This is a genomic window from Pseudomonas sp. 22526 (assembly GCF_052044735.1).
Lineage (GTDB): Bacteria > Pseudomonadota > Gammaproteobacteria > Pseudomonadales > Pseudomonadaceae > Aquipseudomonas > Aquipseudomonas piscium.
This window is the reverse complement of sequence record NZ_JBQENK010000003.1, coordinates 278,423-303,919: the sequence shown is the minus strand read 5'-3', so window position 1 is coordinate 303,919 and position 25,497 is coordinate 278,423. Positions and strand designations below refer to the sequence as shown.

The 25,497-nt window shown below is 51.9% G+C and carries 24 protein-coding genes; 1 reads left to right on the top strand and 23 read right to left on the bottom strand.

Features of this window, described 5'->3' with window-relative positions; all coding sequences use genetic code 11:
- Positions 1-7: 7 nt before the first annotated feature.
- The 9 genes from wbjC to ACTJKT_RS06190 are packed head-to-tail and all read right to left on the bottom strand — an operon-like array spanning position 8 to position 9,221.
- Entirely contained in the window at positions 8-1,120 is a 1,113-nt protein-coding gene (gene wbjC, locus ACTJKT_RS06230; RefSeq protein WP_440786512.1) for a UDP-2-acetamido-2,6-beta-L-arabino-hexul-4-ose reductase, read from the bottom strand.
- A gap of 2 nt (positions 1,121-1,122) precedes the next feature.
- Positions 1,123-2,157: a polysaccharide biosynthesis protein gene (locus tag ACTJKT_RS06225; protein WP_226303709.1), complete on the bottom strand. Its 1,035-nt coding sequence runs from the start codon at positions 2,155-2,157 to the stop codon at positions 1,123-1,125.
- A gap of 30 nt (positions 2,158-2,187) precedes the next feature.
- Positions 2,188-2,970, bottom strand: a complete 783-nt coding sequence (locus tag ACTJKT_RS06220; protein WP_440786511.1) for an AglZ/HisF2 family acetamidino modification protein — start codon at positions 2,968-2,970, stop codon at positions 2,188-2,190.
- A 1-nt stretch (position 2,971) separates the two neighbouring features.
- Positions 2,972-3,586, bottom strand: coding sequence for an imidazole glycerol phosphate synthase subunit HisH (hisH, locus tag ACTJKT_RS06215; RefSeq protein WP_092300203.1), 615 nt, complete (start codon positions 3,584-3,586; stop codon positions 2,972-2,974).
- Entirely contained in the window at positions 3,583-4,719 is a 1,137-nt protein-coding gene (locus ACTJKT_RS06210; protein ID WP_440786510.1) for an N-acetyl sugar amidotransferase, read from the bottom strand. The genes hisH and ACTJKT_RS06210 overlap by 4 nt, the downstream gene beginning before the upstream one ends.
- A 12-nt stretch (positions 4,720-4,731) precedes the next feature.
- Positions 4,732-5,874: a glycosyltransferase family 4 protein gene (locus ACTJKT_RS06205; RefSeq protein WP_440786509.1), complete on the bottom strand. Its 1,143-nt coding sequence runs from the start codon at positions 5,872-5,874 to the stop codon at positions 4,732-4,734.
- Positions 5,871-6,479 (bottom strand): CatB-related O-acetyltransferase, encoded by a 609-nt coding sequence (locus ACTJKT_RS06200; protein ID WP_440786508.1) that lies wholly within the window; start codon positions 6,477-6,479, stop codon positions 5,871-5,873. Before ACTJKT_RS06200 ends, ACTJKT_RS06205 begins: the two co-directional genes overlap by 4 nt.
- A complete protein-coding gene (locus ACTJKT_RS06195; protein WP_440786507.1) occupies positions 6,476-7,852 on the bottom strand; it encodes a hypothetical protein in 1,377 nt (458 codons plus the stop codon). The genes ACTJKT_RS06200 and ACTJKT_RS06195 overlap by 4 nt, the downstream gene beginning before the upstream one ends.
- 7 nt (positions 7,853-7,859) lie before the next feature.
- Complete coding sequence (locus ACTJKT_RS06190) at positions 7,860-9,221, bottom strand: polysaccharide deacetylase family protein (protein WP_440786506.1); 1,362 nt, start codon at positions 9,219-9,221, stop codon at positions 7,860-7,862.
- Positions 9,222-9,494: 273 nt separating this feature from the next.
- Here ACTJKT_RS06190 and ACTJKT_RS06185 point away from each other — a divergent pair, with 273 nt between their 5' ends.
- Positions 9,495-9,905: a hypothetical protein gene (locus ACTJKT_RS06185; protein ID WP_440786505.1), complete on the top strand. Its 411-nt coding sequence runs from the start codon at positions 9,495-9,497 to the stop codon at positions 9,903-9,905.
- Here ACTJKT_RS06185 and ACTJKT_RS06180 read toward each other — a convergent pair.
- The 14 genes from ACTJKT_RS06180 to serC all read right to left on the bottom strand — a co-directional run bounded on the left by ACTJKT_RS06180 (position 9,886) and on the right by serC (position 25,478).
- Positions 9,886-10,977 carry a DegT/DnrJ/EryC1/StrS family aminotransferase gene (locus ACTJKT_RS06180; protein WP_440786504.1) on the bottom strand — a complete coding sequence of 364 codons (1,092 nt, stop codon included), beginning with the start codon at positions 10,975-10,977 and terminating at the stop codon, positions 9,886-9,888. The two genes, ACTJKT_RS06185 and ACTJKT_RS06180, sit on opposite strands and share 20 nt — an antisense overlap.
- Positions 10,970-11,560, bottom strand: coding sequence for a UDP-2-acetamido-3-amino-2,3-dideoxy-D-glucuronate N-acetyltransferase (gene wbpD, locus ACTJKT_RS06175; RefSeq protein WP_440786503.1), 591 nt, complete (start codon positions 11,558-11,560; stop codon positions 10,970-10,972). Before wbpD ends, ACTJKT_RS06180 begins: the two co-directional genes overlap by 8 nt.
- Positions 11,561-11,963: 403 nt before the next feature.
- The gene (gene wbpB, locus ACTJKT_RS06170) at positions 11,964-12,914 is read right to left on the bottom strand and encodes a UDP-N-acetyl-2-amino-2-deoxy-D-glucuronate oxidase (RefSeq protein WP_440786502.1); all 951 of its coding nucleotides are present in this window, start codon (positions 12,912-12,914) and stop codon (positions 11,964-11,966) included.
- Positions 12,915-12,993: 79 nt separating this feature from the next.
- Positions 12,994-14,307, bottom strand: coding sequence for a UDP-N-acetyl-D-glucosamine 6-dehydrogenase (gene wbpA, locus ACTJKT_RS06165; RefSeq protein ID WP_440786501.1), 1,314 nt, complete (start codon positions 14,305-14,307; stop codon positions 12,994-12,996).
- 674 nt (positions 14,308-14,981) lie between these two features.
- A complete protein-coding gene (locus tag ACTJKT_RS06160; RefSeq protein WP_440786500.1) occupies positions 14,982-15,995 on the bottom strand; it encodes an LPS O-antigen chain length determinant protein WzzB in 1,014 nt (337 codons plus the stop codon).
- A 227-nt stretch (positions 15,996-16,222) separates the two neighbouring features.
- Positions 16,223-16,471, bottom strand: coding sequence for a hypothetical protein (locus ACTJKT_RS06155; protein ID WP_440786499.1), 249 nt, complete (start codon positions 16,469-16,471; stop codon positions 16,223-16,225).
- Positions 16,468-16,770 (bottom strand): integration host factor subunit beta, encoded by a 303-nt coding sequence (ihfB, locus tag ACTJKT_RS06150; protein ID WP_226303701.1) that lies wholly within the window; start codon positions 16,768-16,770, stop codon positions 16,468-16,470. The genes ACTJKT_RS06155 and ihfB overlap by 4 nt, the downstream gene beginning before the upstream one ends.
- Positions 16,771-16,953: 183 nt before the next feature.
- On the bottom strand, positions 16,954-17,235 hold the full coding sequence (locus ACTJKT_RS06145) for a hypothetical protein (RefSeq protein WP_124300154.1): 282 nt from the start codon (positions 17,233-17,235) through the stop codon (positions 16,954-16,956).
- A gap of 202 nt (positions 17,236-17,437) precedes the next feature.
- On the bottom strand, positions 17,438-19,132 hold the full coding sequence (gene rpsA, locus ACTJKT_RS06140; protein WP_007931318.1) for a 30S ribosomal protein S1: 1,695 nt from the start codon (positions 19,130-19,132) through the stop codon (positions 17,438-17,440).
- A gap of 121 nt (positions 19,133-19,253) precedes the next feature.
- A complete protein-coding gene (gene cmk, locus ACTJKT_RS06135; RefSeq protein WP_007931317.1) occupies positions 19,254-19,943 on the bottom strand; it encodes a (d)CMP kinase in 690 nt (229 codons plus the stop codon).
- Positions 19,940-22,147 carry a bifunctional prephenate dehydrogenase/3-phosphoshikimate 1-carboxyvinyltransferase gene (locus ACTJKT_RS06130; protein ID WP_440786591.1) on the bottom strand — a complete coding sequence of 736 codons (2,208 nt, stop codon included), beginning with the start codon at positions 22,145-22,147 and terminating at the stop codon, positions 19,940-19,942. Before ACTJKT_RS06130 ends, cmk begins: the two co-directional genes overlap by 4 nt.
- 28 nt (positions 22,148-22,175) lie before the next feature.
- Positions 22,176-23,288, bottom strand: a complete 1,113-nt coding sequence (gene hisC / locus ACTJKT_RS06125; protein WP_440786498.1) for a histidinol-phosphate transaminase — start codon at positions 23,286-23,288, stop codon at positions 22,176-22,178.
- Positions 23,289-23,298: 10 nt separating this feature from the next.
- A complete protein-coding gene (gene pheA / locus ACTJKT_RS06120; protein WP_009045010.1) occupies positions 23,299-24,393 on the bottom strand; it encodes a prephenate dehydratase in 1,095 nt (364 codons plus the stop codon).
- Positions 24,393-25,478 carry a 3-phosphoserine/phosphohydroxythreonine transaminase gene (gene serC, locus ACTJKT_RS06115; RefSeq protein WP_440786497.1) on the bottom strand — a complete coding sequence of 362 codons (1,086 nt, stop codon included), beginning with the start codon at positions 25,476-25,478 and terminating at the stop codon, positions 24,393-24,395. The genes pheA and serC overlap by 1 nt, the downstream gene beginning before the upstream one ends.
- Positions 25,479-25,497: the final 19 nt, after the last annotated feature.

The following is a 25,497-nucleotide window of genomic DNA, read 5'->3' as shown; positions in this document are numbered from 1 at the left end:
ATCAGCCTCAAGGGCTCAGTGGCAACGCGAAGGTATCCGGATGTTCGCGATCAAAAATCTCATTGGCCCACAACATCACAATCATTTCGTCGCTGCCGACATTGGTGATGTCATGTGTCCAGCCCGGGACAGTTTCCACAATCACCGGCTGCTCACCTGTAGTTTGCAGTTCGTAGAATTCGCCCGAAATGATCTGGCGAAAGCGAAAGCGAGCGTGGCCCTTGATAACAAGAAACTTTTCGGTCTTGGTGTGATGATAATGACCACCACGAGTAATTCCAGGATGAGCGGTAAAATAGGAAAACTGACCTGCACTGGGTGTCTTCAGCATTTCCACGAATACACCACGAGGGTCGCCATACTTGGGAACCTCGTAGGTAAAAGACTCTGGGGGCAGGTAACTGAGGTAAGTTGAGTACAGCGCTCTGGTCAAGCCTGTTCCAACAGCCTCACTGATCAGTGTCGAGCGACTGTCACGGAACGCTTGTATTTTCTCCGCCACAGCACCGACGGTCGTGGAGTACACCGGTTGAACCTGTGCTTGACGGTCTGGAGCGGCGCGACCGTCCAGAATGTCGATGAAATGCCGTATCACATCATCGACATAGACCAGTTTGATCGCTGCCCGTTCATCATGAACATTGATGGGTAAACCACGTGCAATATTATGGCAGAACGTCGCTACCGCCGAATTATAGTTCGGCCTGGCCCACTTCCCAAAAACATTGGGAAGGCGAAAAACATGCAGATCAATCGCATGCTTGTCTGCCAGATCATTGAGTGCCTGCTCTGCCGCTAGCTTGCTGACGCCGTAAGGATTGTCACAGTCGGCCTGCGTAGACGATGTATATATAACCGATAGCTTGCGCCCGCTAGCAGCTACAGCGTCACAGAGCAACTGCGTGAGATCACTATTGCCACTCTTGAACTCTGCTGGATCCTGAGGACGATTTACCCCAGCCAGATGGACGACACAATCAGCGTCAGCAACCAGCGTCTTAAGCAATGCACTGTCGTCGTTTCGGCCGAAACGCAAAATCTCGATATCACTGCGCTCACGCAAATGGGCTTCAAGATTCTTGCCGATAAAGCCGTTTATACCGGTAATCAGGACCTTCATCTTCACTCCTCTGGCGTAGCATGTTCGCCACGCTGGATAGCTCGGATAAAATCCAGCTTAAGTAACAATTTTTGCATGCCCGCAACATCAAGACGTTCGGTGTTATGGGAATTATAATCTTCCATCCGGGAGATTTTTTCCTCACCTTGCTCGACAAATTTGCTGTAGTTCAGGTCTCGAAGATCGGGCGGAACGCGGAAGTACTCCCCCATGTCCTCAGCACAAGCCATTTCTTCGCGACTCAACAGCGCTTCATACAGTTTCTCGCCGTGCCTAGTGCCAATAATCTGAATAGGATGCTCAGGCTTCCCAACCATCTGGGTTAAGGCTCGCGCCAGTGTCTCGACAGTGGCCGCTGGGGCCTTCTGAACAAACAAATCGCCGTTGTTGCCATGCTCGAACGCATACAAAACCAGATCCACTGCATCGGCCAGAGTCATCATGAAACGTGTCATGTTCGGATCGGTGATCGACAGCGGAATTCCCGCCCGGATCTGCTCAATGAACAATGGAATCACCGAACCACGGGAAGCCATGACGTTTCCATAACGGGTGCCGCAGATAACTGTTTTCGTATCATCGACATTGCGAGACTTCGCGACCATGACTTTTTCCATCATGGCTTTTGAAATCCCCATTGCATTAATGGGATAAACCGCCTTGTCGGTGCTCAGGCAAACAACCCGCCGAACGCCATTTTGAATGGCTGCTTCGAGAACATTATCGGTGCCAATGACATTCGTCTTCACTGCTTCCATCGGATGGAACTCGCAAGACGGAACCTGCTTCAATGCGGCCGCGTGAAAGATGTAGTCCACCCCTCGAGTCGCGTTGAGAATGCTCTGATAATCTCGTACGTCACCGATATAGAATTTCAGCTTGCTGTTGGCATAGCGCTTGCGCATGTCATCTTGCTTTTTCTCGTCACGGCTGAATATCCTAATTTCAGCAATATCCGTATCAAGAAAGCGCTTGAGTACCGCGTTGCCAAAGGAACCCGTGCCGCCAGAAATGAGAAGTTTTTTTCCACTGAACATAATGAGTCCTGAATCTGATGCAAGCTAGTATCAGCTCGATTGCAAGGCTGAGTAGACGACATCAGCCTTTTGCTGATCGCTCGGATAACTGATGAGAACGGCTCTATAAGGGCCTTTGAAAACGAAGAAGCTACCAGCAGCCACACCGACCACGCCGCATTTGGCGACGACGCTGTGCATGTCTTCAAGAGAACCGCCACCGCCTAGAACAGTGATCGGTATATTGACCGTTTCCCGAAGCTTTGCAGCCAGGGTGAGGTCATACCCCTTCATCCGCCCGTCATTTTCGATGGCGTTGATAACAATCTCACCGGCACCCAACTGCTGCAGTTCTAACGCGACTTCCAGAACGCTGCGCTTGGTATTACGCGTGCCATTATGGGTCCAGATATCCTGACTTTTGCTGAGCATGCGCGGCTTGTGATCAAGGACCACAACGACACTCTGGCGGCCGATCTCTTCGGCAATCCTGGCAATCAGCATCGGATCATCTAGCGCTGCAGAGCTGATCGCGACTTTTTCTACCCCCAGGCTGATGATTTTTTTAGCCTGCTCAGCTGTGCGGATACCACCACCGTAGCAAAGAGGCATGCGGCATTCAGCAGCCAGATTGGCGATTTGCTTGTAATTGGGCTCAACGCCTTTTACCGAGGCGTCAATGTCCAATACGATCAGCTCATCGGCCTCTTTCTCATTAAAGATTTTCACTGCATTGATCGGATCCCCTACGTACTTGGGGTCCTTGAAGCGGACGGTTTTCACCAGACCGCCATCCTGAATCAACAAGCATGGAATGATTCTGGGCCTGAGCATCTCAAAGTTCCGCGAAGTTTTTCAAAAGGGCCGCCCCAAAGTGATGGCTCTTTTCGGGATGGAACTGCACGCCAAACACATTACCTTCGGCGACAGCACAGACAAAGTCCTGACCATAGGAAGCAGAGGCAATACCGCCTGCCCCCCCTTCACAATCGAAAAAGAAAGAGTGCAGAAAATAGAATCGTGCGTCCTCTTCCAGGCCTTTAAAAAGCGGTACATCCGGCCAAGGTCGTACATCGTTCCAGCCCATATGTGGCAATGGAATTCCCTTGAGCTCGGGTACATCCGCAAATGCCTTCACTCGACCCTTGACCCAGCCAAGTCCCGGTAACAGACCTTCATCACTGGCAGACGCAAGTATCTGCATGCCAACACAAATCCCAAGAACCGGAACACCTTGCTCTCGCACCAACCTTTCAAGGGTCGGACGCATGCCCGAAGCGTCGAGACGCTCCATCGCATGATCGAAAGCGCCAACGCCCGGGAGGATCAATCGCGTCGCACCCTCAAGGTCCGCCGGCTGCCTTGCAATCGTCACTGGGATACTCAGCCGTTTGTAGACATTGACGAACGCCTGAATATTACCCAATCCGTAATCGATGATAGTGATCATCTGAACAGTCTTCTCTCCAATCCCAAGGCGCTCATTACACGCGAACCGACACCAATGAGGAAGCGCTTGTTGCGGTAATCACGGTAGGTTTTATTTTCGCCGTCGAAAATTTCCTGGAGCTGCTCCACAGAAAGATCAAGCTTGTTCGCCACATACTCAAACTCGCCCCTGAGGAACTGTTCATCCAGTTCAGGCCTGGAGATTCTCTCTAAGGCATCTTCGCGAGTCAGCTGACCTGTCATGATCAAGCTGGAGAAGTGGGCTCGTCGCTTCTCGTAACCAAATTTACGAGGCATCCAATAGTCTTCGTAAAAGCGGGTAAAACGAGACTCATGGTGTTTGTGCTGGAATTTCTTCCAACCGTACAGCCGCTCCAAGGTTGCCTCGGCATCCTTTTTGATGTAGGGAACGAGATTTAGCGGCTTGACAACCTCCATGCCCAAGATCCGTTGATACAAAATCTTGTAAATCAAAATATCGGTCAACGGGAAGCTATTGAGCTTGCGCTTGCCGAAACGTCCGTGAATGTCTTTGAAAAGGGTCTTATCGATTCCAGGATAACCGCCCCACTCTTCGGGCTCACGACAACATTCCGTAGAGAAATTCGCCCCGGTCAGTACGTACTTGATTCGATGCTCACGCGCGAACTTATAAAGACCGGAGAAAAAAGCCGCATCTTGTGGCAAGTCCTGATCAGCGATCTGCGAGCGGAAAAAAGACACTTGCAGGTCCTTCATCTCCTCCCAGTTGATCACATCCGTGTACAAATCAAGACCCAGCCCATCGACCAGCTTCTCGATATTGCCCACTGCCTGATCAGTGTTCCAACCGGCATCAACGTGAAACAGTAAAGGCCGCAAGCCCATCTTTACCTTGGCGACATAGGCTGCATAGGAGCTATCCAACCCTCCGCTCAGACCAATAATGCAATCGAAATCCTTGCCACGGCCATGGGCTTTGATCTTCTCGGCCAAAGCCATCAGTTCAGCTTCTCCTTGCTGATCCGTGTGCCAGTTTGGCTCGATGGTAGTCTTGAAGTTGTTGCAGTAATCACAGACACCCTGAGCATCGAAGGTAATCCTAGGATCGCTCGTATCCATGATGCACTGCGTACAGATCTGATAGTTCGCCATAAAAATTCCGTATTAAATCAGCAGGCGTTTCGCCATACGTCGATAGTCTAAAAGCTCGGATGCGATCTCCCAAGACCGAGTCGACATCCCTTGAAGCAAAGCGGGGTTGCGTTCTATCTGCTCAAACGCCGAGAGCTGTTCCTCGAAAGACTTAACCTTCCAGCCATTCCCCTGGACAAAGGGCTGATGACTTGGAACATCTGCAAGCACGACCGGACAACGAGCACACAAGCTCATCTGCATGGTCGCAGATTGACTACCCGGCTGTACGTAAACATCAGCAGCACATAGCAATTGATACAGCTCATCGGCGGACTTCCAGCCCAGGTAACGAACACGAGGGTCAGCTGACGATAACCGTTTCACCTCATCCTGAATCGACTCGTGCACCTGACCGACGATCAGAAACGAGAAATGTTCGGATTTGACTCTTGAGAAAGCCTTCAGGCTTTCCGTAAGCTTTTTCTTCGTATCAAATTTCCCGGACTGCAAAAATACCGTATGGCGATCATCGAACCCATGCTCCCCCCTAAGCTTGGTTCGGTAGCTCTGGTAGGTTTCTTCGTCTGCGATGCCCCCCCCCAAAGGGAAAAATTCTAACGCGCTTGGGGGTAGGCCGTAGATAGCCTTACAGAATTCCATGGTTTCAAGCGAGATGCAAAGAACCTTGTCCATCCATGGCAGCGAACGACGAATAATCGGACGATAGTAAAAACGATGCAAAAGACTTGATAAAAAACCTGTAGCACTATTGTTAGCATCCTCATGACTGTCTACATAAAGGCGGACATGCGGATTGGCACGCTTATAGCGCACAGCCGATAACAACTCCCAACCACACAATCCATGAAACACCATAACGTCAGGTGCGAACCTAGTAAGTATCGCATCCACCCCTGGGTGCATCCTCAATTTTTTCTTTAGAAAAAATGGAAGCATTCCCGAGTAGGGAAGCCTGATGACCTCAGCACCGTCACTGCCAATGTATTGACCTGGCGAGGTATAACCTAAAGATAAATTATCAACATACGTTTCAGTCGAAGCAACCACCAGCACTTCGTGCCCTGCTGTCACGTGCTCCCGCACAAGTTCATTCTCTTGATAACGGTAATTATCAATATAAAAACAAGAAAGGCACAAATGTACAATTTTCATAACAGGCCCCGGCCTTTCAGAAAGGTTTCGGGATCGTTAAAATCAGGAGCCGCAGCACGTAACTCCTCATCCGAATATTCCCACCATTGGCTCTTTAGAAGTGCCGCGACCACCGCTTCCGAGAACCTGTAGCGAATCAACCGAGCCGGGTTCCCAGCATAAATCGCGTAAGGGGGGATATCTTTGGTAACGACACTACCCATACCGACAACAGCACCGACGCCAATAGTAACACCACCTTTTACATACACACCCTCACCGATCCATACATCATGACCGATCACCGTACGAGGTTGCCAATGATACTCGTGCCTTGAAAACTTTGTCTTGATACTCTCTTTATGAGAAAGAAATACAGGGCTGGTCGAAACATACTCCATAGGATGTCGCGCCCCACCGACAACTACCTTACTGGCAATGGAGCAAAAACGACCAATCTCACACTTGATAAATGTACAGTCATAACCACAGAACGAATACGCACCGAAGGTGGTACCCAACACTGTACTCCCAGATTCCACTTTTGACGTTGAGGGGATAGAGGAGTCGATGACGGCTTTACCCCTGGCTTTTTTCAAGACCCTCGAAAAAAAATATTCAATCACGCAGCCAACTCCTTACGCAGACCGAAGTGAAATCTGTACTTATCAATCAATAACATCAGGATCCAATAGAACCCACCAAACGAAGTCAGCATGGTAAACAAGGAACCATTCGTGGAAACAAAAGCCAATGGAAAAAGCGCAGAAAAGAGGAATACCTTACTCCACCCCCTTGCGGCCCAATCCAAAACCAGTAACCATACTGCATATGCCATACAGATAACTACAACACCAACCGCCCCCGCAGCCGCAACTCCGTCGGTTGCTACAAAATTTGCGTTTGACTGACTCTGTATACCTAAGACCCTTTCAGCAAGTATTTTCCCCAACGCAGGCCACTTCTCGTCAGCTACATAAGCAGCAGGAATATCAATAAGACGCCCCAACACTGAAACATGCGACCAATATGTATAACCCTGCTGCGAAAAGAGATCATAGTACTGACTAACAAAAAGCCCCGGAATGGCAATAGTTCTCATAAAAATATAAACCCCGAGCTGATTCACAACCGATGAATACTTAAAAAGAAAGGAAACCAACAGTATTAAAAATGAACCACCCAAAAACAAATAGTACACACTGGATATACCACCCCCCCTCACCCTAAAAACCAGACACATAACCAACAACACAAAAGGCAGTAAAATTACAGTACGCTCCGCCGTAACCATATAAACAAAAACAAATGCCACCACGGCAAGCACTAAAGAAAAAAACCTCTTATACAAGACTCCACAAACAAACAATATCGGCGCAAAAACATAAGCCAAATAAACCTGACAGTACCCAATAAGAAGAGAGGTCGCCGCGCCTTTTTCTCTTTGACTATATATATCACTTAGACCTGAAAACGCTAAAACGTCACCATACGTAGAGTACAAAGCAATAAAGCAGGCAAGCGCCCCGATAATATTAATAAGAATCACCCCCCCAGAAGGAGCCTTTCCTATTAGCGCATCCGCCCCCTGCCTTACACTACGACTCACAACACAACAAAAGACCATCCCAAAGCAAAAGCCACTCAGCAACCAAAAATATCTGACCAGAGAATCATCATGATTCAATACAGCTATAACTACCGCCGGCACATACACAAAAAACATAAGGCTATACAAAAAAATCGATGATGGGCGACATAGTGTTAGTGGCAACACCATCGAAGGAATAACCACTAGAAAAAAAATAAATACAACAGCCAGAGCATCACAGCTAGTTTTATTAAACCCCCAAAAAGCCTGGTCAACCGACAAATAAAACTCTTGCCCAATAGCAATAGAAACAGAGTAAAACAACACACATAAAATCAAATAAAAACGCGACTTCCTTATACGCGGCCATGATTCATGCAAACCAGAAGAACCCGCATCATATTTCAAAGCCCATTCACCCCAAAATATCCGAATAAAAAGAACGTTCCTGCGACTTCATAAAGTTTGAATTATGCCATAGCAACGTGAACACCCCTCCAACTGAACGACAGGCGTCTTTAAATCGCTCAACCATCTCTTTTGCCTCTTGGCCAGTACCAAGATCAAGGTAAGAGGAGCTGATCAGCGTTACATCCATGACAATCAAAGGACGGATGCGCAAATCTAATGCACGCTGGGCCACCGGATCAAATCCTTGATACTCATGACAGGTACCACACCGAAAGCCTGGAAGCTCAGCGTAACCAAGTGTGCTGTCGTAGGTCATGCCCGCCCCCTCCCACGCCGCTAATGTTACTGGCTGACTCCAGCGTAAGTAATGCATACGCCCTCCCCAGCCACCTTGCACAATACCCTCTTCAGCACAAACCTTACGTAAGCGTTCAGCTTCATTTTTTAAGGCATCACCACAAAGGTAGGTATTGTAACTGGGGTGTAAACCTATTTCATGGCCACGCGCATGAATAGTACGAAGCAGATCGCGTATTGCCGGATGTTCAAGCTCATAATCGGCATCCTTCAAAGGATCCGTGCGACCACAAATAAAATAAAATGCGCTCACGATACCATGACGCTCGGACTGATCCATGATCCAATTAAATGTGTTAGACGGATCGAAACGACTCAAACGCCGTCCACTCGTTAACTTAACGATAGGCGCCCGAATCGCACTCACAATATCGGCACGCTTGAGGAGATCACCACCAACCGCCCGTATCAACCGTTTTGCAGAACGAAATGCATAGCGACTGGGTTCGTCCACATCGTGTGAAACCTTGATCGAAAAGAGATGCTTCTCAAGAGTGAGTTGCGGCCATTGGCGCCCGATAACCTGCCCCAAGACAGCCAACCATTCGTCCACCAGCGGACGATCAAGATAACCCCACTTATGCGCATGCGAGCATCGAGCGGGAAACCGATTATGCTCATCGAGATCCTGGCGCCCTACTTCTTCACAACGGGCCAGCATCCAATATGTAAAACCCAGCACATCATAATGAATACGATAACCTGAACTCACCTGCTCCAATAGTGGAACAGGCAACACCTCAACCCCAGGAACAGCTAACGTGTCCAAATAGACAGGAGCCCACCCTTCACTCCTCGGATCCCAGGTAGCACAAGGTAAGTCAGAGTCACTGCGATTGAACGTTACTGAATCCAGGCTAAAGTCGATGCCCCCCTGCAGCTCATTAAATTCGAGACGAATGCATTGGGGACCAACCAAGGAAAGCCGAGCTGTTTGACCAAAACGCTCACTGAGAATCCCTTGCATCCAATTGAGCGTCGCCTCATTAGGCCAACCTGAGCACTCCATCAATCCTTACCTCTGAGATCCTGAAGAAAAAAGTGAAGCTTGAGGAGTTTCGAGGGTGTTCGCGTAATGGAAAAGTAAGGAATCTGAACCGCTCCAAACCCTCGAATAAAGCACTCTACTGATTCCAACATCGCTCCTCCGAAATCAAAGCGCTTGGTAACTCCCGAAGCCTCCCACATACATAGGCTTGTTGCTCCGCTGCTGCGTAACTCAGGATCACCCCCCCCTAAGATAGTAGGTGCTGTTTTCATCCCAAACGATGTAGAGACCTGAATGATGACGGTCTTCCGGGTCTTTCGCGATGAAAACTTTTCGAGAGTTACGAGCGGTACAAGCCTTGCCAATACGCTTGACAAGCTCCTCCGGGCAAGGTACCTGCATGCCTTGGCGCTTAGACACAAAATTATTCAGCGAGAGGAAATCTTCCAAGGAGGAGTCGTCTCTGATTTAGGCATCATGACGGCGAACTCATATCGACCAGTAGCTAACAGAGCCAAAACTGAAGCAATTGCCAAATACAATGCAAATACACCAAATTCATCTAGTCTGTATAGACTTATCAATATCGGACCGATAGCAACGGGAATCGCCTGGACAAGGGTCGTTCCCGTCATCAATGTAATGACATTCCGTAAAAAAGAACCTTTCGACATGTATCTGGAAATCACCCGTGATCTTCCATAAATGACGCAACTATTTGCTCTTGATGCTCAACCGTTAAGTAGGGGTGCATCGGAAGACTGACCACTCGCTCAGCAACATTGTCACCAATCGGCAAACTAACAGAACCATCGGCGACGGCAGGCTGGCGGTTGAGTGGAATAGGGTAGTGAACAGCCGTTGGAATACCCTTCCCTTTTAGCTTTTGCTGAAATTGATCACGATCTTCAACACAAAGAGTGTACTGAGCAAACACGCTCATGTTGTAAGACTCAACAAAGGGTATGACGCCAACACTAGAGCCCTGCAATAAGCGGCTGTACGTTTCCGCTACCGTTTGGCGTCGTAGGATTTCGTCCTCAAAAACATCAAGCTTTGGCAACAAAATTGCCGCTTGCAATGTATCCAAACGGCTATTCACACCAACTCTGACGTGATGATAACGACGATCCTGACCATGTCGCGCTATTTGCCGCATAACCTTGGCCAACTCTTCATCATTGGTGAACAGCGCACCGCCATCGCCATAGCACCCCAGCGGCTTACTCGGGAAAAAACTTGTGCAGGAAATAGTTGTCACGTTACATGAGCGACGCCCTTTGTAGGTCGCACCAAAACTCTGCGCAGCGTCTTCAATAACAGGAATACCATGACGAGCAGCTATGCTATTAATTGCGTCGTAGTCCGCACACTGCCCATACAGCGACACTGGGATGATTGCTTTGGTCTTCGGCGTAATTGCCGCCTCAAGTAAACAAGGATCCAAATTGTATGTACGAGGATCAATATCTACATAGACCGGTTTTGCGCCTAACAATGCAACTGTCTCTGCCGTTGCAATATAGGTAAATCCCGGCGTGATGACCTCATCACCCGGCCCAATGCCCAGTGCCATCTGAGCAATCTGCAATGCGTCAGTTCCGTTCGCGCAGGTAATACAATATTTTGCACCGACGAAGGCTGCCAGTCGCTCTTCCAGTTCGGTTACTTCTGGGCCAAGAATATACTGGCCATGAGCTAGCACCCGCTGGATAGCCGCGTCGATTTTTTCTTTGATCCGAATTTGCTGGGTTTTGAGGTCAATAAACTCAATCACAATCGATGTCCATTTTTGTTATACGGTTACCGGTGAGCACATAACGCGCACCTGTATGGATACATACTGCCTGAGCCTCCCCCTGCAGAGGGAGCTCAAGCTGCTCACCGAACTCGCTCATCCAGCCAATCTGACGAGCAGGCACTCCCACCATCAAGGCGTAGTCCGGGACAGACTTGTTAACCACTGCACCTGCACCTATAAAAGAAAAGGCACCTATAGTCACACCGCAGACTATAGTGCAGTTAGCCCCCAAGGTTGCTCCTGTTTTTACTAGAGTATCGCGATATTCGTTCTTACGCTCGACTAAAGAGCGGGGATTATAAACGTTGGTGAAAACCATGCTAGGACCACAAAAAACGCCATCTTCCAACGTTACATTGTCGTACACAGAAACATTATTCTGAATTTTGCAGTTATCACCGATAACAACCTTATTACCCACAAAGGCATTTTGCCCTAATGACACACTTTTACCAATCTTGGCGCCAGCACATACATGGACAAAGTGCCAAATCCTGGTTGCCTCCCCAATCTGCGCTCCGGGATCGACAATTGCAGAAGGATGTTGATAGTACGACATGTTAGCCCCTGAACACTCAATGGGTTGACCGTGAGTTGATGAGCATGGAAGCAGCAAGGCTATTGCGGAGGATGCAAGCTCAACTGTCTAAAATGCTGGACATCTTTACAGTTCAGCTCCATCATCACAAAGACAGCATGAGCGCAGAAATATCGCTTCTAAAAACTCACGACTACTGAGAAAGCCTGCTACTGCCAAATACCTCCACAACTACAGCCCCTATAACCATCAAAAAAATCGAAAGATAAACCTAGAAAAACATCCCTAAAAACATCAACCAACGCTAGTAAAATCAGAAAAAAGATTTTTATAAATTTTTCTCAAAACAAAAATAACAGCTCCAGAAAACCATTATCGAAAACACAGCGGGGCACTAAAAAGCTACCCCGCTTGATTAAATCGTTTAACTAATTAGACCTGAAAGCGCGGGATGCCCCTCATCATTCGAAGGAGTGGTTATTCGTGAAGAGCGAATAACATCAACTGTTTCAACACAGTGCCGCGCATCTTCTAACCCATATCCTCTACCAGCCAAAATCTCCTTGTAACTGGTGGTATGCAAGTCAGTAAAACCTTCAGAAAACTCCATTTCTTCACCGCCTACGGTGATTGAGCGATAAGTTGGCTTCTTACCTTTCACCGATGCAGGAAGATCGTTGGCATCAATAGACAAAAACCAACGCACCCGGGCCTTTTCATATTCCAAGTAACCAGCCGCTTTATAGTCACTGGAAAAATGCACAACATTGCGTTGCAACTTTCCAAATATAAAGTGAAGCATATCGTAAAAATGAACACCAATATTAGTTGCGACGCCAAACGACTTACGGGGATCCCCTTTCCAGCTTTCCATATACCACTTTCCTCGCGAAGTGATATAGGTAAGCTCAACATCATATTTTTGCGCTCTATTCTCTCGCGCCACCTTGGCTTTAAGATCAAGGATTGCCTGGTGATGTCTCAATTGCAGGATATTGAAAACACGCGAACCAGTTTCTCTCTCAACAACTGTGAGCTCATCAAGAGCCGACACGCTCGGCACCAGTGGCTTTTCACAAATGACATCGCAGCCAAGGCGTAACCCTGCAGAAATATGAGCATGATGCAAATAGTTCGGGGAGCAGACGGCAATATAATCGAGTGCAGTTTGTTGATCGCGCTTTAGACGAAATGCATGTTCCTGAAAACGCTCAAACTCAGTAAAAAATTCACTATCTGGGGATATACTATCAATAATACCTACAGAGTCATTGATATCATAAGCTGAAACCAATACATTGCCAGTGTCCTTGATCGCACGCATATGGCGTGGAGCGATGTATCCAGCGGCACCGATCAGTGCGAATTTTTTCATAAAGCAAGATTCCTTTTGAAGGACAGCCCCAACCAAGCTCTTGAAAAATGGCCGGGGCTGAAATCTCGATAAATATATATCAAGCCTTGATAATATGAGCAGCAGCAGTGCGATATTTACCTCTGCTATCGACAATCAGACGCGCAGAAGCTTTGATCAAGTCATAGTCAAACTTATCGTGATCCGTGGCTAAGACTACTGCATCGTAAGAAGCAATATTCTCCGCAGTCAGCGCCTCACTGCTAAGAGTGAAGTGATGTTCACGCATGGTCGGAAACACTGGAACATGCGGATCACTATAAGCAATACAACTGCCTTTTGCTTCTAGCAACTCCATGATTTCTACAGAAGGTGACTCGCGCATATCGTCAACATTCTTCTTATAGGCAATGCCCAGCACCAAAATCTTGCTACCTTTCAATGCCTTGCCATGCTCATTCAGCCCATCCACGAGTTTACTAACAACATACTCGGGCATAGCTTGGTTGACCTCACCAGAAAGCTCAATAAACCGTGTATGCAGTCCATACTCACGTGCTTTCCAGGTCAGATAAAATGGGTCAATCGGAATACAGTGCCCGCCCAGCCCAGGCCCCGGATAATAGGCCGTAAAACCAAACGGCTTGGTCGCAGCTGCATCCACAACCTCAAAAATGTCAATACCCATGCGGTCAGCGACAATTTTCATCTCGTTAACCAAACCAATATTAACCGCCCGATGAATATTTTCGAGGAGCTTGGTCATCTCGGCAGCTTTCGTTGAGCTTACTGATATGACCTTATCAATTGCCTGCTCGTACAGAGCGACACCAACTTCTAGACACTCTGGGGTATCACCGCCAATAACTTTAGGGATTGTTCGTGTTTCAAAATCAGGATTTCCAGGATCTTCACGCTCAGGCGAATATACCAAGAATATATCCTTACCGACAATCAGCCCACCTTCCTGAACACGCGGAAGAAGCTCTTCCTCAGTAGTTCCCGGATACGTCGTACTTTCCAGCGAAATCACCTGACCGGCACGCAAATAAGGCTTAATCGCATCCGTTGTATTGATAACGAAGCTCATGTCCGGCTCACGATACTTGTTCAACGGCGTCGGCACACAAAGAATCAGCGCATCACATTCCGATACACGACTAAAATCAACAGTTGCTTCGAAACCGCTCTTGCAGGCGTGTGCAATTTTACTTGATGGAATATGCTCAATGTAGCTCTCGCCTGAATTGAGCTTACTTACCTTGTGACTATCGATATCAATACCGAGCACACGAAAGCCAATAGCATTGTAACGAAGCATCAAGGGCAGCCCCACATAACCGAGACCTACAATCCCAATCAATGCCTCTTTACTTTTGAACTTGGCGACACTGGCCTGTTTCTGCAGGTGCATCAGTAATACTCCGACTCAAGAAAGGTAAAAACTTGTTTAAATGATAAATTCCGGACCGCTCCGAGTAACCCAGGTAACTGATTCCCACCCGCTCCTAGCTACACGAACACAAGTCAAGCCAGCGCCACCCAAAAACCTGAGAGTCTCGCTCGCACCAAGGCACCTTTACGACCAGCGGTAGACTCACTCATCGTCACCGACCACCTCATTTCCGGCAAGCAGACCAACAAAGGCTATCGAATGACTTACCTGATGCGCCCACAGACCTCTACCACCCCGCTACAGCAGAACGCGTATGCGAAAATTATAACCAGAAATCAGGTTATTCCTGAATGCCAAACGAGAATTAATCGAGGATTCCCACCAGTCTCGTGCTGCAAATACGCAAATATAACGGCTAAACGTAAGCCTATACAGACTCGAGGCCGATCTAATTCGCAAAAAATGAGTTGAGACGCCCCAAATTACGCTGCGCGCTGCATTTTCCAATGCCGCCCGCAAGGGAATGTGAATCGACCAAATCATTTGTACTCTCTATGCTATTGCATCCTTAGCTTGAATCATAACGATTTATGCTATGTCATCAGACGCGACTTAGTGGCTCCTCAGACATCAGCAAACCACCTTGAATTTTCAAAACCGCCACCGCTCCTTACCCCCCTTTCCCGTTCAGGTCATGCCCTGCGAAATGAAATCCGCAGCAGCGCAATACCAAAACCAGCAATGACGCCCAAAAGAAGGCCTATCAATACGATCATCTCTTTTTGAGGCTTAATGGGCCTATCAGATGGCTTTATGACACCATCCATACGATACACCTCAACATCGCGAGGGCGGAACTCTGTTAGCGACATGTAGAAATGGTAACGGGCTTCGTGCTCTCTCAAGGACTCTGTAAATGGATCTTGAGATGTTCGCTTCTCAAGATTAGCAATCTCAGCCCTTAGCGCCCTAGCCCCTCGCATATAGAGCTCCTGCCCCACTCCTTCTTTTTGCATTTCAATCAGGATTCCGCCCGTTACAGCAGGCGAGACCTCCAACCCGATCTTCTCTGCAACAGCAAGGGCTTCACGCAATTGAGTAATGGAGTCCTCTCGTTTTTTTTCAGAACTTTCGCGCAGTACTGAAATTTGCTGCCCAACACCTCGAGCACGCACTTCGGCCTCTCGATTAATATTTTTTAATATTTCCATTTTGGCGGATTTGGCCGCTCCGACCACATACTCTCTCAACCAAAGCGCGATCTTATCCGGATCAGCACCTTGAATGGCGACCTGATAACGATCGCCCCCCCGAGAAGACACTGTCACTGTCAATGCTTTTACAAGGTCGGCATACAACGCCTCCTCTGAGCGCTTCTGCTCCCCACCGCCCAACCCCGGCAAATATACCTCATTAAAAAAAGCTCGCAGCCGAGACTCAGACTGCAACTCAACAAGAAACACAGAGTAAATATCTTTCACCGTAAAAGCAGATAATCCTGTCTCACTAATTCGGCCATAATTAAAGTTCGCAATTTCATTTTGAGTTGGCGGAATCACATAGACCTTTGACTCATATACCGGCGCCACCAGCAGGGCATAACATAAAGCGATCAAAGTTGCGGCAACCGCAATACTAAAAATCAACCACCTCTGCAGCCACAAACCATCAAGCAGTGCCCGCAGATCCACCTCATCATTACTCACAGGCGAACTCGAATTACTCAACATAACGATTGGTTCCGTTCAAATTATAGGCTTTCCACTTTTTTCATTAGTTACAACAACCACAGCAAAAACGTAAAGAATATCAATTACAGCCTATTCCGATAAAACAATCTCAACTTAATATCATACAAATGCAATTCACCACTTAAGATCCATATAAAACAAGAATCCGACACACGGAACTCACATTAAAAACTCAACACAACTCATCCAGCGACAGACTTTCGCCCGAGCAGAACACCGCATAGCGGCCCGACAATCATTCCGACAAGCAAGGAGACGGTAACGAACACAGAAACGGGCAGCGGCGGTGTCGACCATACAGCGAATGACAGAGTAACTTCTTGCTGGTTTTCAAGAATAAAAAGTAAACAAGTCAATGCAACCAATAGCGCCACTACAACCAAGGTCACACGCTTAAAGCCACCCCCTCCCCTCTTGATTAAGAGTTTCATACCCTTTCTCCATCCTCCTCATCCTCATTAACCCGATCTCTTAGCTCTTTGCCAGGCTTGAAGTGAGGTACAAATTTACCATCGAGACTGACAGATTGACCGGTCTTTGGATTGCGACCTACGCGCGGCGCGCGATAGTGCAGAGAGAAACTACCGAAGCCCCGGATCTCGATGCGATCTCCGGTTGCCAGGCACTGGGACATTTGCTCAAGCATGGTCTTGATGGCCAGCTCCACATCCTTGGATGAGAGCAGCCCTTGATGGGTGACAATTCGTTCGATCAACTCCGACTTCGTCATATTTTTCCCTTCTTTTTCAAGCAGCTAGATAAGCGCTTCAAAGGTTTTAGCACGACCGGGGGATTTTGAACAGCCCAAGCATTGACTTATCTCCCACCTTGCGAAAACGCCACAAACGAAGGCATCCAACAGCACCTAAAACGAAAACTCCGCAGCAATCTGACCTCCCACCACGCCATCCTACTAACGGCATATGACAAGCATGGTCCGTGTGAGGTAACCCGCAGGATTCCAGCCAAAGGGATAGTCACCCTCCTCGTCCTTGGCATCACTGGACCTGGTGATGACCTTATAGCCATCCCCCTTGCATTCACGCTCAGCGCGCTTGTAGCACTTGTCCCATCCAGCCCCAAGACCGGAGCAATCGATCTCGATACCGCTGACACCACGAACTGCATGGACCTTGGCATTGGTCGCACAACCCACCAAGACCAGAACTGCGAAAACCACAATGAGATTTTTCATCTACTTCCTTATACCGGGCAATCGCCCCACCATCATTCAGCCCAAGCAAGCCTAGCCCTGAATAGGTTATTGATCCGCTTAAGAAAATAGACACCCGAATAGCTCTATTGGTTTCCCCCCCTGGCAGATGCAAGCCAGCACCCAAATCGCAGGCACAAAAAAGGGCGACCGAAGTCGCCCTTTTTCTATGGCCTGACAGAACTTAGTTCTGCTTTTCCATCTGTGCACGCAGCAGGTCGCCCAGAGTGGTAGGACCAGCAGCGATATCCGAAGCAGCTGGCTTGTCGCGCAGGCTCTGGATAGCTTCTTTCTCGTCTTCTACGTCTTTCGACTTGATCGAGAGCTGGATTACACGGCTCTTACGGTCAACGCTGATGATCTTGGCTTCAACTTCTTCGCCTTCTTTCAGGACGTTACGAGCATCTTCGATGCGGTCACGGCTGATTTCGGAGGCTTTCAGAGTAGCTTCGATATCGTTGGCCAGGGTGATGATGGCGCCTTTGGCGTCAACTTCTTTTACAACACCCTTAACGATTGCACCCTTGTCGTTCTCTTGAACGTACTCGGAGAACGGATCGCTTTCCAGCTGCTTGATACCCAGGGAGATGCGCTCGCGCTCTGGGTCAACCGACAGGATAACGGTGTCCAGCTCGTCGCCCTTCTTGAAGCGGCGTACGGCTTCTTCGCCCACTTCGTTCCAGGAGATGTCGGACAGGTGAACCAGACCGTCGATGCCGCCGTCCAGACCAATGAAGATACCGAAATCGGTGATCGACTTGATGGTGCCGGAGATTTTATCGCCCTTGTTGAACTGGCCAGAGAAATCTTCCCATGGGTTAGATTTGCACTGCTTGATGCCCAGGGAGATACGACGACGCTCTTCGTCGATGTCCAGAACCATAACTTCCACTTCGTCGCCGACTTGTACGACTTTCGAAGGATGGATGTTCTTGTTGGTCCAGTCCATTTCCGAAACGTGCACCAGACCTTCAACGCCTTCTTCCAGCTCAGCGAAGCAGCCGTAGTCGGTCAGGTTGGTTACACGAGCGGTAACGCGAGTGCTTTCTGGGTAACGGGCTTTGATAGCAACCCATGGATCTTCGCCCAGTTGCTTCAGGCCCAGGGAAACACGATTGCGCTCACGATCGTACTTCAGAACCTTGACATCGATCTCGTCGCCAACGTTGACGATTTCGGAAGGATGCTTGATGCGCTTCCAAGCCATGTCGGTGATGTGCAGCAGGCCATCGACGCCACCCAGATCGACGAATGCGCCGTAATCGGTGAGGTTCTTGACGATACCTTTGACTTGCTGACCTTCCTGCAGGGATTCCAGCAGAGCTTCACGCTCAGCGGAGTTCTCGGCTTCGAGGACGCTACGGCGGGAAACGACAACGTTGTTGCGCTTCTGGTCGAGTTTGATGACTTTAAACTCGAGCTCTTTGCCTTCCAGGTGCGTGGTGTCGCGCACTGGACGGACGTCAACCAGAGAACCTGGCAGGAACGCACGGATGCCGTTAACGTCGACAGTGAAGCCGCCTTTAACCTTACCGTTGATAACGCCCTTGACCACTTCTTCGGCTGCGAAGGCTGCTTCCAGAACGATCCAGCATTCAGCGCGCTTGGCTTTTTCACGGGACAGCTTGGTTTCGCCAAAGCCGTCTTCAACCGAATCCAGAGCAACGTGAACTTCATCACCAACATTGATGGACAGTTCGCCAGCATCGTTGTAGAACTGCTCAAGCGGGATCAGCGCTTCAGACTTCAGACCAGCGTGAACGGTTACCCAACGCGCTTGGTAGTCGATGTCGACGATAACACCGGTGATGATGGAGCCTGCCTGAAGGTTCAGGGTTTTTAGGCTTTCTTCAAAGAGTTCCGCAAAGCTTTCGCTCATTTTAATTCCTGTTGATAAGGGCGAAGAATACGCCCATCTGCCACATCCCAGACAATGTGGGTTACGTTCATATAAAAGAAGGACCGCAGGACTATGACTGGTCCCCTGCGCTCCTCCTTGGTCACCCGGCGATATCGCGAATGGCGATTTCACTCAGGATGCGTTCCAGCACCTGCTCGATGGACAACTCCGTGGAATCCAGCTGTATAGCGTCAACCGCCGGTTTGAGCGGGGCGACTGCTCGCTGGGTGTCACGCTCATCGCGCGCACGAATCTCATCTAGCAGACTCGACAGACTAACACCATCGACTTTTCCCTTCAACTGCAAGTAACGGCGGCGCGCACGCTCCTCGGCACTGGCAGTGAGGAATATTTTCAGGGGCGCATCGGGAAATACCACTGTCCCCATGTCGCGCCCATCGGCCACCAGCCCCGGCGGCTCCTGAAAAGCCCGCTGACGCTGCAACAGCGCGTCTCGCACGGCCGGCAGCGCCGCGACCTGGGAGGCCCAGGCGCCAACCTGCTCGTTGCGCAAATCATCGGTGACATCGTCACCTTCCAGAATGATGCGTTGCGGATGACCTTCGGTCGCTCCGACGAACTGCACATCCAGATGAGCCGCCAACAGCTTCAGCGACTCCTCGTTAGTCAGGTCGACGCCATGATTGCGCGCGGCAAAAGCCAGCAGGCGATACAAGGCACCGGAATCCAGCAGACACCACCCCAGGCGCTTGGCCAGAATCCCGGCGATAGTGCCCTTGCCCGAGCCGCTTGGCCCATCGATGGTGATGACTGGCGCCTTGATGTTCACGACTGAGCCTCTTGCGCAACGCGAATACCGACCTGCGCGCACAACGCGAGGAAGTTCGGGAAGGAGGTGGCAACGTTGGCGCAGTCATGGATGCGGATTGGCGCATTGGCGCGCAACGAGGCCACGCTGAAGGCCATGGCGATACGGTGGTCGCCATGCCCGTGCACTTCGCCGCCGCCAATCTGGCTGCCATCGATGATGATACCGTCCGGAGTCGGCTCGCACTTGACGCCCAGGGCCAGCAAACCGTCGGCCATCACTTGAATGCGATCGGACTCCTTGACCCGCAGCTCTTCGGCGCCGCGCAGCACGGTACGCCCTTCGGCACAGGCCGCGGCGACGAACAGCACCGGGAACTCGTCGATTGCCAGCGGGACCAGCTCTTCCGGAATCTCGATACCTTTGAGCTTCGCCGCGCGAACACGCAGGTCCGCCACAGGCTCGCCGCCGACTTCGCGCTGGTTTTCCAGGCTGATATCAGCCCCCATCAGACGCAGGATATCGATTACCCCGGTACGAGTCGGGTTGATGCCAACGTGCTCGAGCACCAGCTCGGAACCTTCGGCGATGGACGCAGCCACCAGGAAGAAGGCCGCCGAGGAAATATCCGCAGGCACCTCGATATGGGTCGCCTGCAGCTTGCCACCAGACTCGACCGAGGCCGTGGCGCCTTCGACCGCTACCGAGTAACCGAAACCACGCAGCATGCGCTCGGTGTGATCGCGGGTTGGCGCAGGCTCGGTCACCGTGGTCTTGCCCTCGGCGTACAGGCCAGCCAACAGCAGGCAGGACTTAACCTGGGCACTGGCCATCGGCATGGTGTAAGTCAGACCCTTGAGCTTGTGACCACCACGGATGGTCATCGGCGGACGCCCTTCCGCGGCAGTTTCAATCACTGCCCCCATCTCGCGCAGCGGATTGGCTACGCGGTTCATCGGACGCTTGGACAGCGAGGCATCGCCCGTCAGCACGCTATCGAAACTCTGCGCAGCCAGCAGGCCGGACAGCAGACGCATCGAAGTGCCGGAGTTGCCCAGATAGATCGGCCCCGGAGCCGGCTTCAGGCCATGCAGGCCAACGCCATGGATGGTCACGCGACCATGGTGCGGGCCTTCGATCACCACGCCCATGTCACGGAAAGCCTGCAGCGTCGCCAAGGCGTCTTCGCCCTCGAGGAAGCCTTCGACTTCGGTAGTACCTTCGGCCAGGGAGCCGAGCATGATCGAACGGTGAGAAATCGACTTGTCGCCCGGTACACGAATCCGCCCAGTCAGGCGGCCACCAGGATTTGCCAGGAAAATCAGGTTATTGGAGTTCATAGCGTCCACATAGGCCCGACGGGCCAGGATTTTACTGAAATGCTCGCGAGCAACCCGGGCGCGAGTGAATACGCCCAACAACTGGTGCCCATCCCCTGCATCGACCGCGTCGCGCAGGGCGTCGAGGTCGTTGCGAAATGTATCGAGTGTGCGCAGGACAGCTTCGCGATTGGCGAGAAAGATGTCGTGCCACATGACCGGATCGCTACCGGCGATTCTCGTGAAATCACGGAAACCGCCCGCAGCGTAGCGGAAGATGTCCAGATTTTCACTGCGCTTGGCCAACGAATCGACCAGACCGAAGGCCAGCAAATGCGGCAGGTGACTGGTTGCCGCCAGCACTTCATCGTGGCGCTCGACCTGCATGTGCTCGACATCGGCCCCCAGCTCTCGCCAGAGTTTGTCGACCACCGCCAGCGCTGCCGGGTCGGTCTGTTCCAGCGGTGTCAGGATCACCTTGTGGCGACGGAACAGCTGGTCATTGGAAGCTTCCACCCCGCTCTGCTCGGAGCCGGCAATCGGATGCCCCGGGACGAAGCGTGGTGGCATGCCGCCAAAAGCCTCGGTCGCCGCTCGCACCACATTGCCCTTGGCGCTGCCGACATCGGTCAGGATCGCCTGCCCCAGATCCATGCCGGCCAGAATCGCCAGCAGCTTTTCCATGGCCAGAATCGGTACCGCCAGCTGGATCACGTCAGCGCCCTGGCACGCCAGCGCCAGGTCTTCTTCGCAGCGATCCACCACACCCAGCTCAACGGCCAGCTTGCGCGATTGCGGATCGAGATCGACACCGACCACCTCGCGGCATACGCCACTTTCACGCAGGCCCTTGGCAAAGGAACCGCCAATCAGCCCCAGACCGACCACCACCAGGCGACCGATCATAGGCACCGCAGGTTGCACTGGAATGACATCAACCACGGGCCAGGACCTTGGCCAAAGCCTCGAGGAAACGGGTGTTCTCAGCCGGCAGGCCAATGGTCACGCGCAGGTGATTCGGCATGCCGTAGTTGGCCACCGGACGCACGATCACCCCTTCACGCAACAACCCCTGGAACACCGGCGCGGCAACCCGCCCGACGTCCACGGCGATGAAGTTGCCCCTGGAAAGGATCCAGCTCAGGCCCAGCTCCCGGAAGCCGGCTTCCAGCTGCTGCATGCCGGCCTCGTTCAGACGACGGCTCTCGGCCAGGTAATCGGCATCCTGCAGCGCTGCACAGGCCGCCGCCAGGGCCAGACTGTTGACGTTGAATGGCTGGCGAACGCGATTGAGCACGTCGGCAACGGTCGGAGTCGACAAGCCATAACCTACGCGCAACGCGGCCAGGCCGTAGGCCTTGGAGAAGGTTCGCGAAACCAGCAGGTTCGGATAAGCCGCCAGGAAATCCAGGCCATCCGGCAGGTCGCTGCCTTCGGCATATTCGATGTAAGCCTCGTCCAGCACCACCAGCACGTGCGCCGGTACGTCCTGGAGGAACTCGTCCAGCGCCTCGGCACTGAACCAGGTGCCGGTCGGGTTGTTCGGGTTGGCGATAAAGACCACCCGGGTATCGGCATCGATGGCCAGCAGCATGGCCGGCAGGTCATGCCCCCAGTCCTTGGCCGGAACCACACGGGCTTCGGCACCCACGGCCTGGGTAACGATCGGATAGACCGCAAAGGCGTGCTCGCTGAACACCGCATTCAGGCCAGGCGCCAGATAGGCACGGGCGACCAGCTCCAGAATGTCGTTGGAACCATTGCCCAGGGTGACCTGCGCCAGCTCGACGCCGCAGCGCTCGGCCAGCAGGGTCTTGAGCGCAAAACCATTGCCATCCGGATAGCGGGTCAGCTCGGCCAGCTCTTCGCGAATCGCCGCCAGCGCCTTGGGGCTGGCGCCCAGCGGGTTTTCATTGCTCGCCAGCTTGACGATTTTCGCCGGATCGATATCCAGCTCGCGTGCCAGTTCGTCCACGGGCTTGCCCGGAACGTAAGGCGAAAGTTGTTGCACGCCTGGCTGCGCCAGAGCGAGGAAGTCGCCACTCATTGTTAACGCCTCAGAGAACCGCTTTCGGGTAGGAACCCAGCACCTTGAGTGCCACTGCTTCCTGACTGATCTTTTCCAGCACACCCTTGATCAATGGATCGCGGTGGTGGCCGACGAAGTCGATGAAGAACACATAGGTCCACTTGCCGCTGCGCGAAGGCCGGGTTTCGATACGCGTCAGATCGATACCGTTGTCATGGAAAGGCACCAGCAGCTCATGCAGAGCGCCGGGCTTGTTGCTCATGGAAACGATGATCGAGGTCTTGTCGTCGCCGGTCGGCGGCACTTCCTGGTTGCCGATCATCAGGAAGCGCGTGGAGTTGTCCGGGCGATCCTCGATTTTCTCGGCCAGGCGGGTCAGGCCATACAGGCTCGCCGCCATGTCGCCGGCGATGGCCGCCGAGTTCCACTCGCCCTTGACCCGCTTGGCCGCCTCGGCGTTGCTGGAAACCGCAACCCGCTCGACATTCGGATAATGGGCATCCAGCCACTTGCGGCACTGCGCCAGGGACTGGGCATGGGAGTAGATGCGGCTGATGCTGTCGGTCTTGGTGTTTTCACCGACCAGCAGATGATGGTGGATACGCAGCTCGACCTCGCCGCAGATCACCATGTCGTGCTCCAGGAAACTGTCGAGGGTGTGGTTGACCGCACCCTCGGTGGAGTTTTCCACAGGCACCACACCAAAGTTCACCGCACCCGCCGCCACCTCACGGAACACTTCGTCGATCGCCGCCATCGGCTTGCTGATCACCGCGTGACCGAAGTGCTTCATGGCCGCAGCCTGGGTGAAGGTGCCCTCCGGACCGAGGTAAGCCACTTTCAGCGGCTGTTCGAGCGCCAGGCAGGACGACATGATTTCACGGAACAGCCGCGCCATCTCTTCGTTGCCCAACGGCCCCTGGTTGCGCTCCATCACCCGCTTGAGCACCTGAGCTTCACGCTCAGGACGATAGAACACCGGCACTTCGCCTTCGGCCAGCGAGGCCATCTTTACTCGCGCGACTTCCTGGGCGCAGCGCGCGCGCTCACTGATCAACTCCAGGACTTTCTCGTCCAGAGCGTCAATGCGCAGGCGCAGTGCCTTGAGTTCTTGCTCAGACATTAGCCGTGTTCCTTCTCGAACTCTGCCATGTACGCCACCAGCGCATTGACCGCATTGATGTCGACGGCGTTGTAGATGGAGGCCCGCATGCCGCCTACCGAACGGTGACCCTTGAGGTTCAACAGGCCACGCGCGTCGGCGCCGGCCAGGAATGGCTTGTCCAGACGGTCATCGGCCAGGCGGAACGGTACGTTCATCCACGAGCGGTCCGACTTGTTGATCGGGTTGCTGTACAGGCCGCTGGCATCGATGAAGTCGTACAGGGTGCGCTGCTTGACGTCATTGAGCTTGGCGATGGCTTCCACCCCGCCCTGCTCCTTGAGCCACTCGAACACCAGACCGGACAGGTACCAGGCCAGGGTCGGCGGAGTGTTGTACATCGAGCCGTTATCCGCCGCGACCTTGTAGTCGAGCATGGTCGGGCACAGCGAACGCGCGCGACCCAGCAGGTCCTCGCGCACGATATTGACCAGGATGCCGCTCGGGCCGATGTTTTTCTGCGCACCGGCATAGATCATGCCGAAGCGGGAGATATCCACAGGGCGCGAGAGGATGTCGGAAGACATGTCGGCCACCAGCGGAACGTCGCCGGTTTCCGGGATCCACTGGAATTCCAGGCCGCCAATGGTTTCGTTCGGCGCGTAGTGCACATAGGCCGCGTCTTTCGACAGCTGCCATTCGTTCTGGCCAGGGATGGCGAAGTAATCGTAGGGCTTGGCGGTGGCGGCCACATTGACATGGCCGTAGCGCGAGGCTTCTTCAATGGCCTTCTGCGACCAGATACCGGTGTCGATATAGTCGGCAGTGCCATCTTCCGGCAACAGGTTCAGTGGAATCTGAGCAAATTGCTGGCTGGCGCCGCCTTGCAGAAACAGCACTTTATAGTTCGAGGGGATATTCAGCAGATCACGCAGATCCTGCTCGGCCTTGGTGGCGATGGAGACGAACTCATCGCTGCGATGGCTCATCTCCATGACCGACAGGCCCTTGCCATGCCAATCCAGCAATTCGGCCTGGGCACGCAACAGGACAGCTTCAGGTAGCGCAGCGGGACCTGCGCAGAAGTTATAGGCTCGTTTGCTCACATCCACTCTCGCTATGCAT

Bases quoted from the DNA above. Each gene is read 5' to 3' on its own strand.
- ACTJKT_RS06155 (WP_440786499.1), bottom strand. From the start codon at position 16,471: ATGAAACTCTTAATCAAGAGGGGAGGGGGTGGCTTTAAGCGTGTGACC.
- ACTJKT_RS06205 (WP_440786509.1), bottom strand. From the start codon at position 5,874: ATGAAAATTGTACATTTGTGCCTTTCTTGTTTTTATATTGATAATTAC.
- wbjC (WP_440786512.1), bottom strand. From the start codon at position 1,120: ATGAAGGTCCTGATTACCGGTATAAACGGCTTTATCGGCAAGAATCTT.
- pheA (WP_009045010.1), bottom strand. From the start codon at position 24,393: ATGTCTGAGCAAGAACTCAAGGCACTGCGCCTGCGCATTGACGCTCTG.
- ACTJKT_RS06185 (WP_440786505.1), top strand. From the start codon at position 9,495: ATGATGACGGTCTTCCGGGTCTTTCGCGATGAAAACTTTTCGAGAGTT.
- ACTJKT_RS06210 (WP_440786510.1), bottom strand. From the start codon at position 4,719: ATGGCGAACTATCAGATCTGTACGCAGTGCATCATGGATACGAGCGAT.
- ACTJKT_RS06145 (WP_124300154.1), bottom strand. From the start codon at position 17,235: ATGAAAAATCTCATTGTGGTTTTCGCAGTTCTGGTCTTGGTGGGTTGT.
- ACTJKT_RS06225 (WP_226303709.1), bottom strand. From the start codon at position 2,157: ATGTTCAGTGGAAAAAAACTTCTCATTTCTGGCGGCACGGGTTCCTTT.
- hisH (WP_092300203.1), bottom strand. From the start codon at position 3,586: ATGATCACTATCATCGATTACGGATTGGGTAATATTCAGGCGTTCGTC.
- wbpB (WP_440786502.1), bottom strand. From the start codon at position 12,914: ATGAAAAAATTCGCACTGATCGGTGCCGCTGGATACATCGCTCCACGC.
- ACTJKT_RS06190 (WP_440786506.1), bottom strand. From the start codon at position 9,221: ATGGAGTGCTCAGGTTGGCCTAATGAGGCGACGCTCAATTGGATGCAA.
- ihfB (WP_226303701.1), bottom strand. From the start codon at position 16,770: ATGACGAAGTCGGAGTTGATCGAACGAATTGTCACCCATCAAGGGCTG.
- ACTJKT_RS06130 (WP_440786591.1), bottom strand. From the start codon at position 22,147: ATGATCGGTCGCCTGGTGGTGGTCGGTCTGGGGCTGATTGGCGGTTCC.
- rpsA (WP_007931318.1), bottom strand. From the start codon at position 19,132: ATGAGCGAAAGCTTTGCGGAACTCTTTGAAGAAAGCCTAAAAACCCTG.
- hisC (WP_440786498.1), bottom strand. From the start codon at position 23,288: ATGAGTGGCGACTTCCTCGCTCTGGCGCAGCCAGGCGTGCAACAACTT.
- wbpD (WP_440786503.1), bottom strand. From the start codon at position 11,560: ATGTCGTACTATCAACATCCTTCTGCAATTGTCGATCCCGGAGCGCAG.
- wbpA (WP_440786501.1), bottom strand. From the start codon at position 14,307: ATGCACCTGCAGAAACAGGCCAGTGTCGCCAAGTTCAAAAGTAAAGAG.
- ACTJKT_RS06220 (WP_440786511.1), bottom strand. From the start codon at position 2,970: ATGCTCAGGCCCAGAATCATTCCATGCTTGTTGATTCAGGATGGCGGT.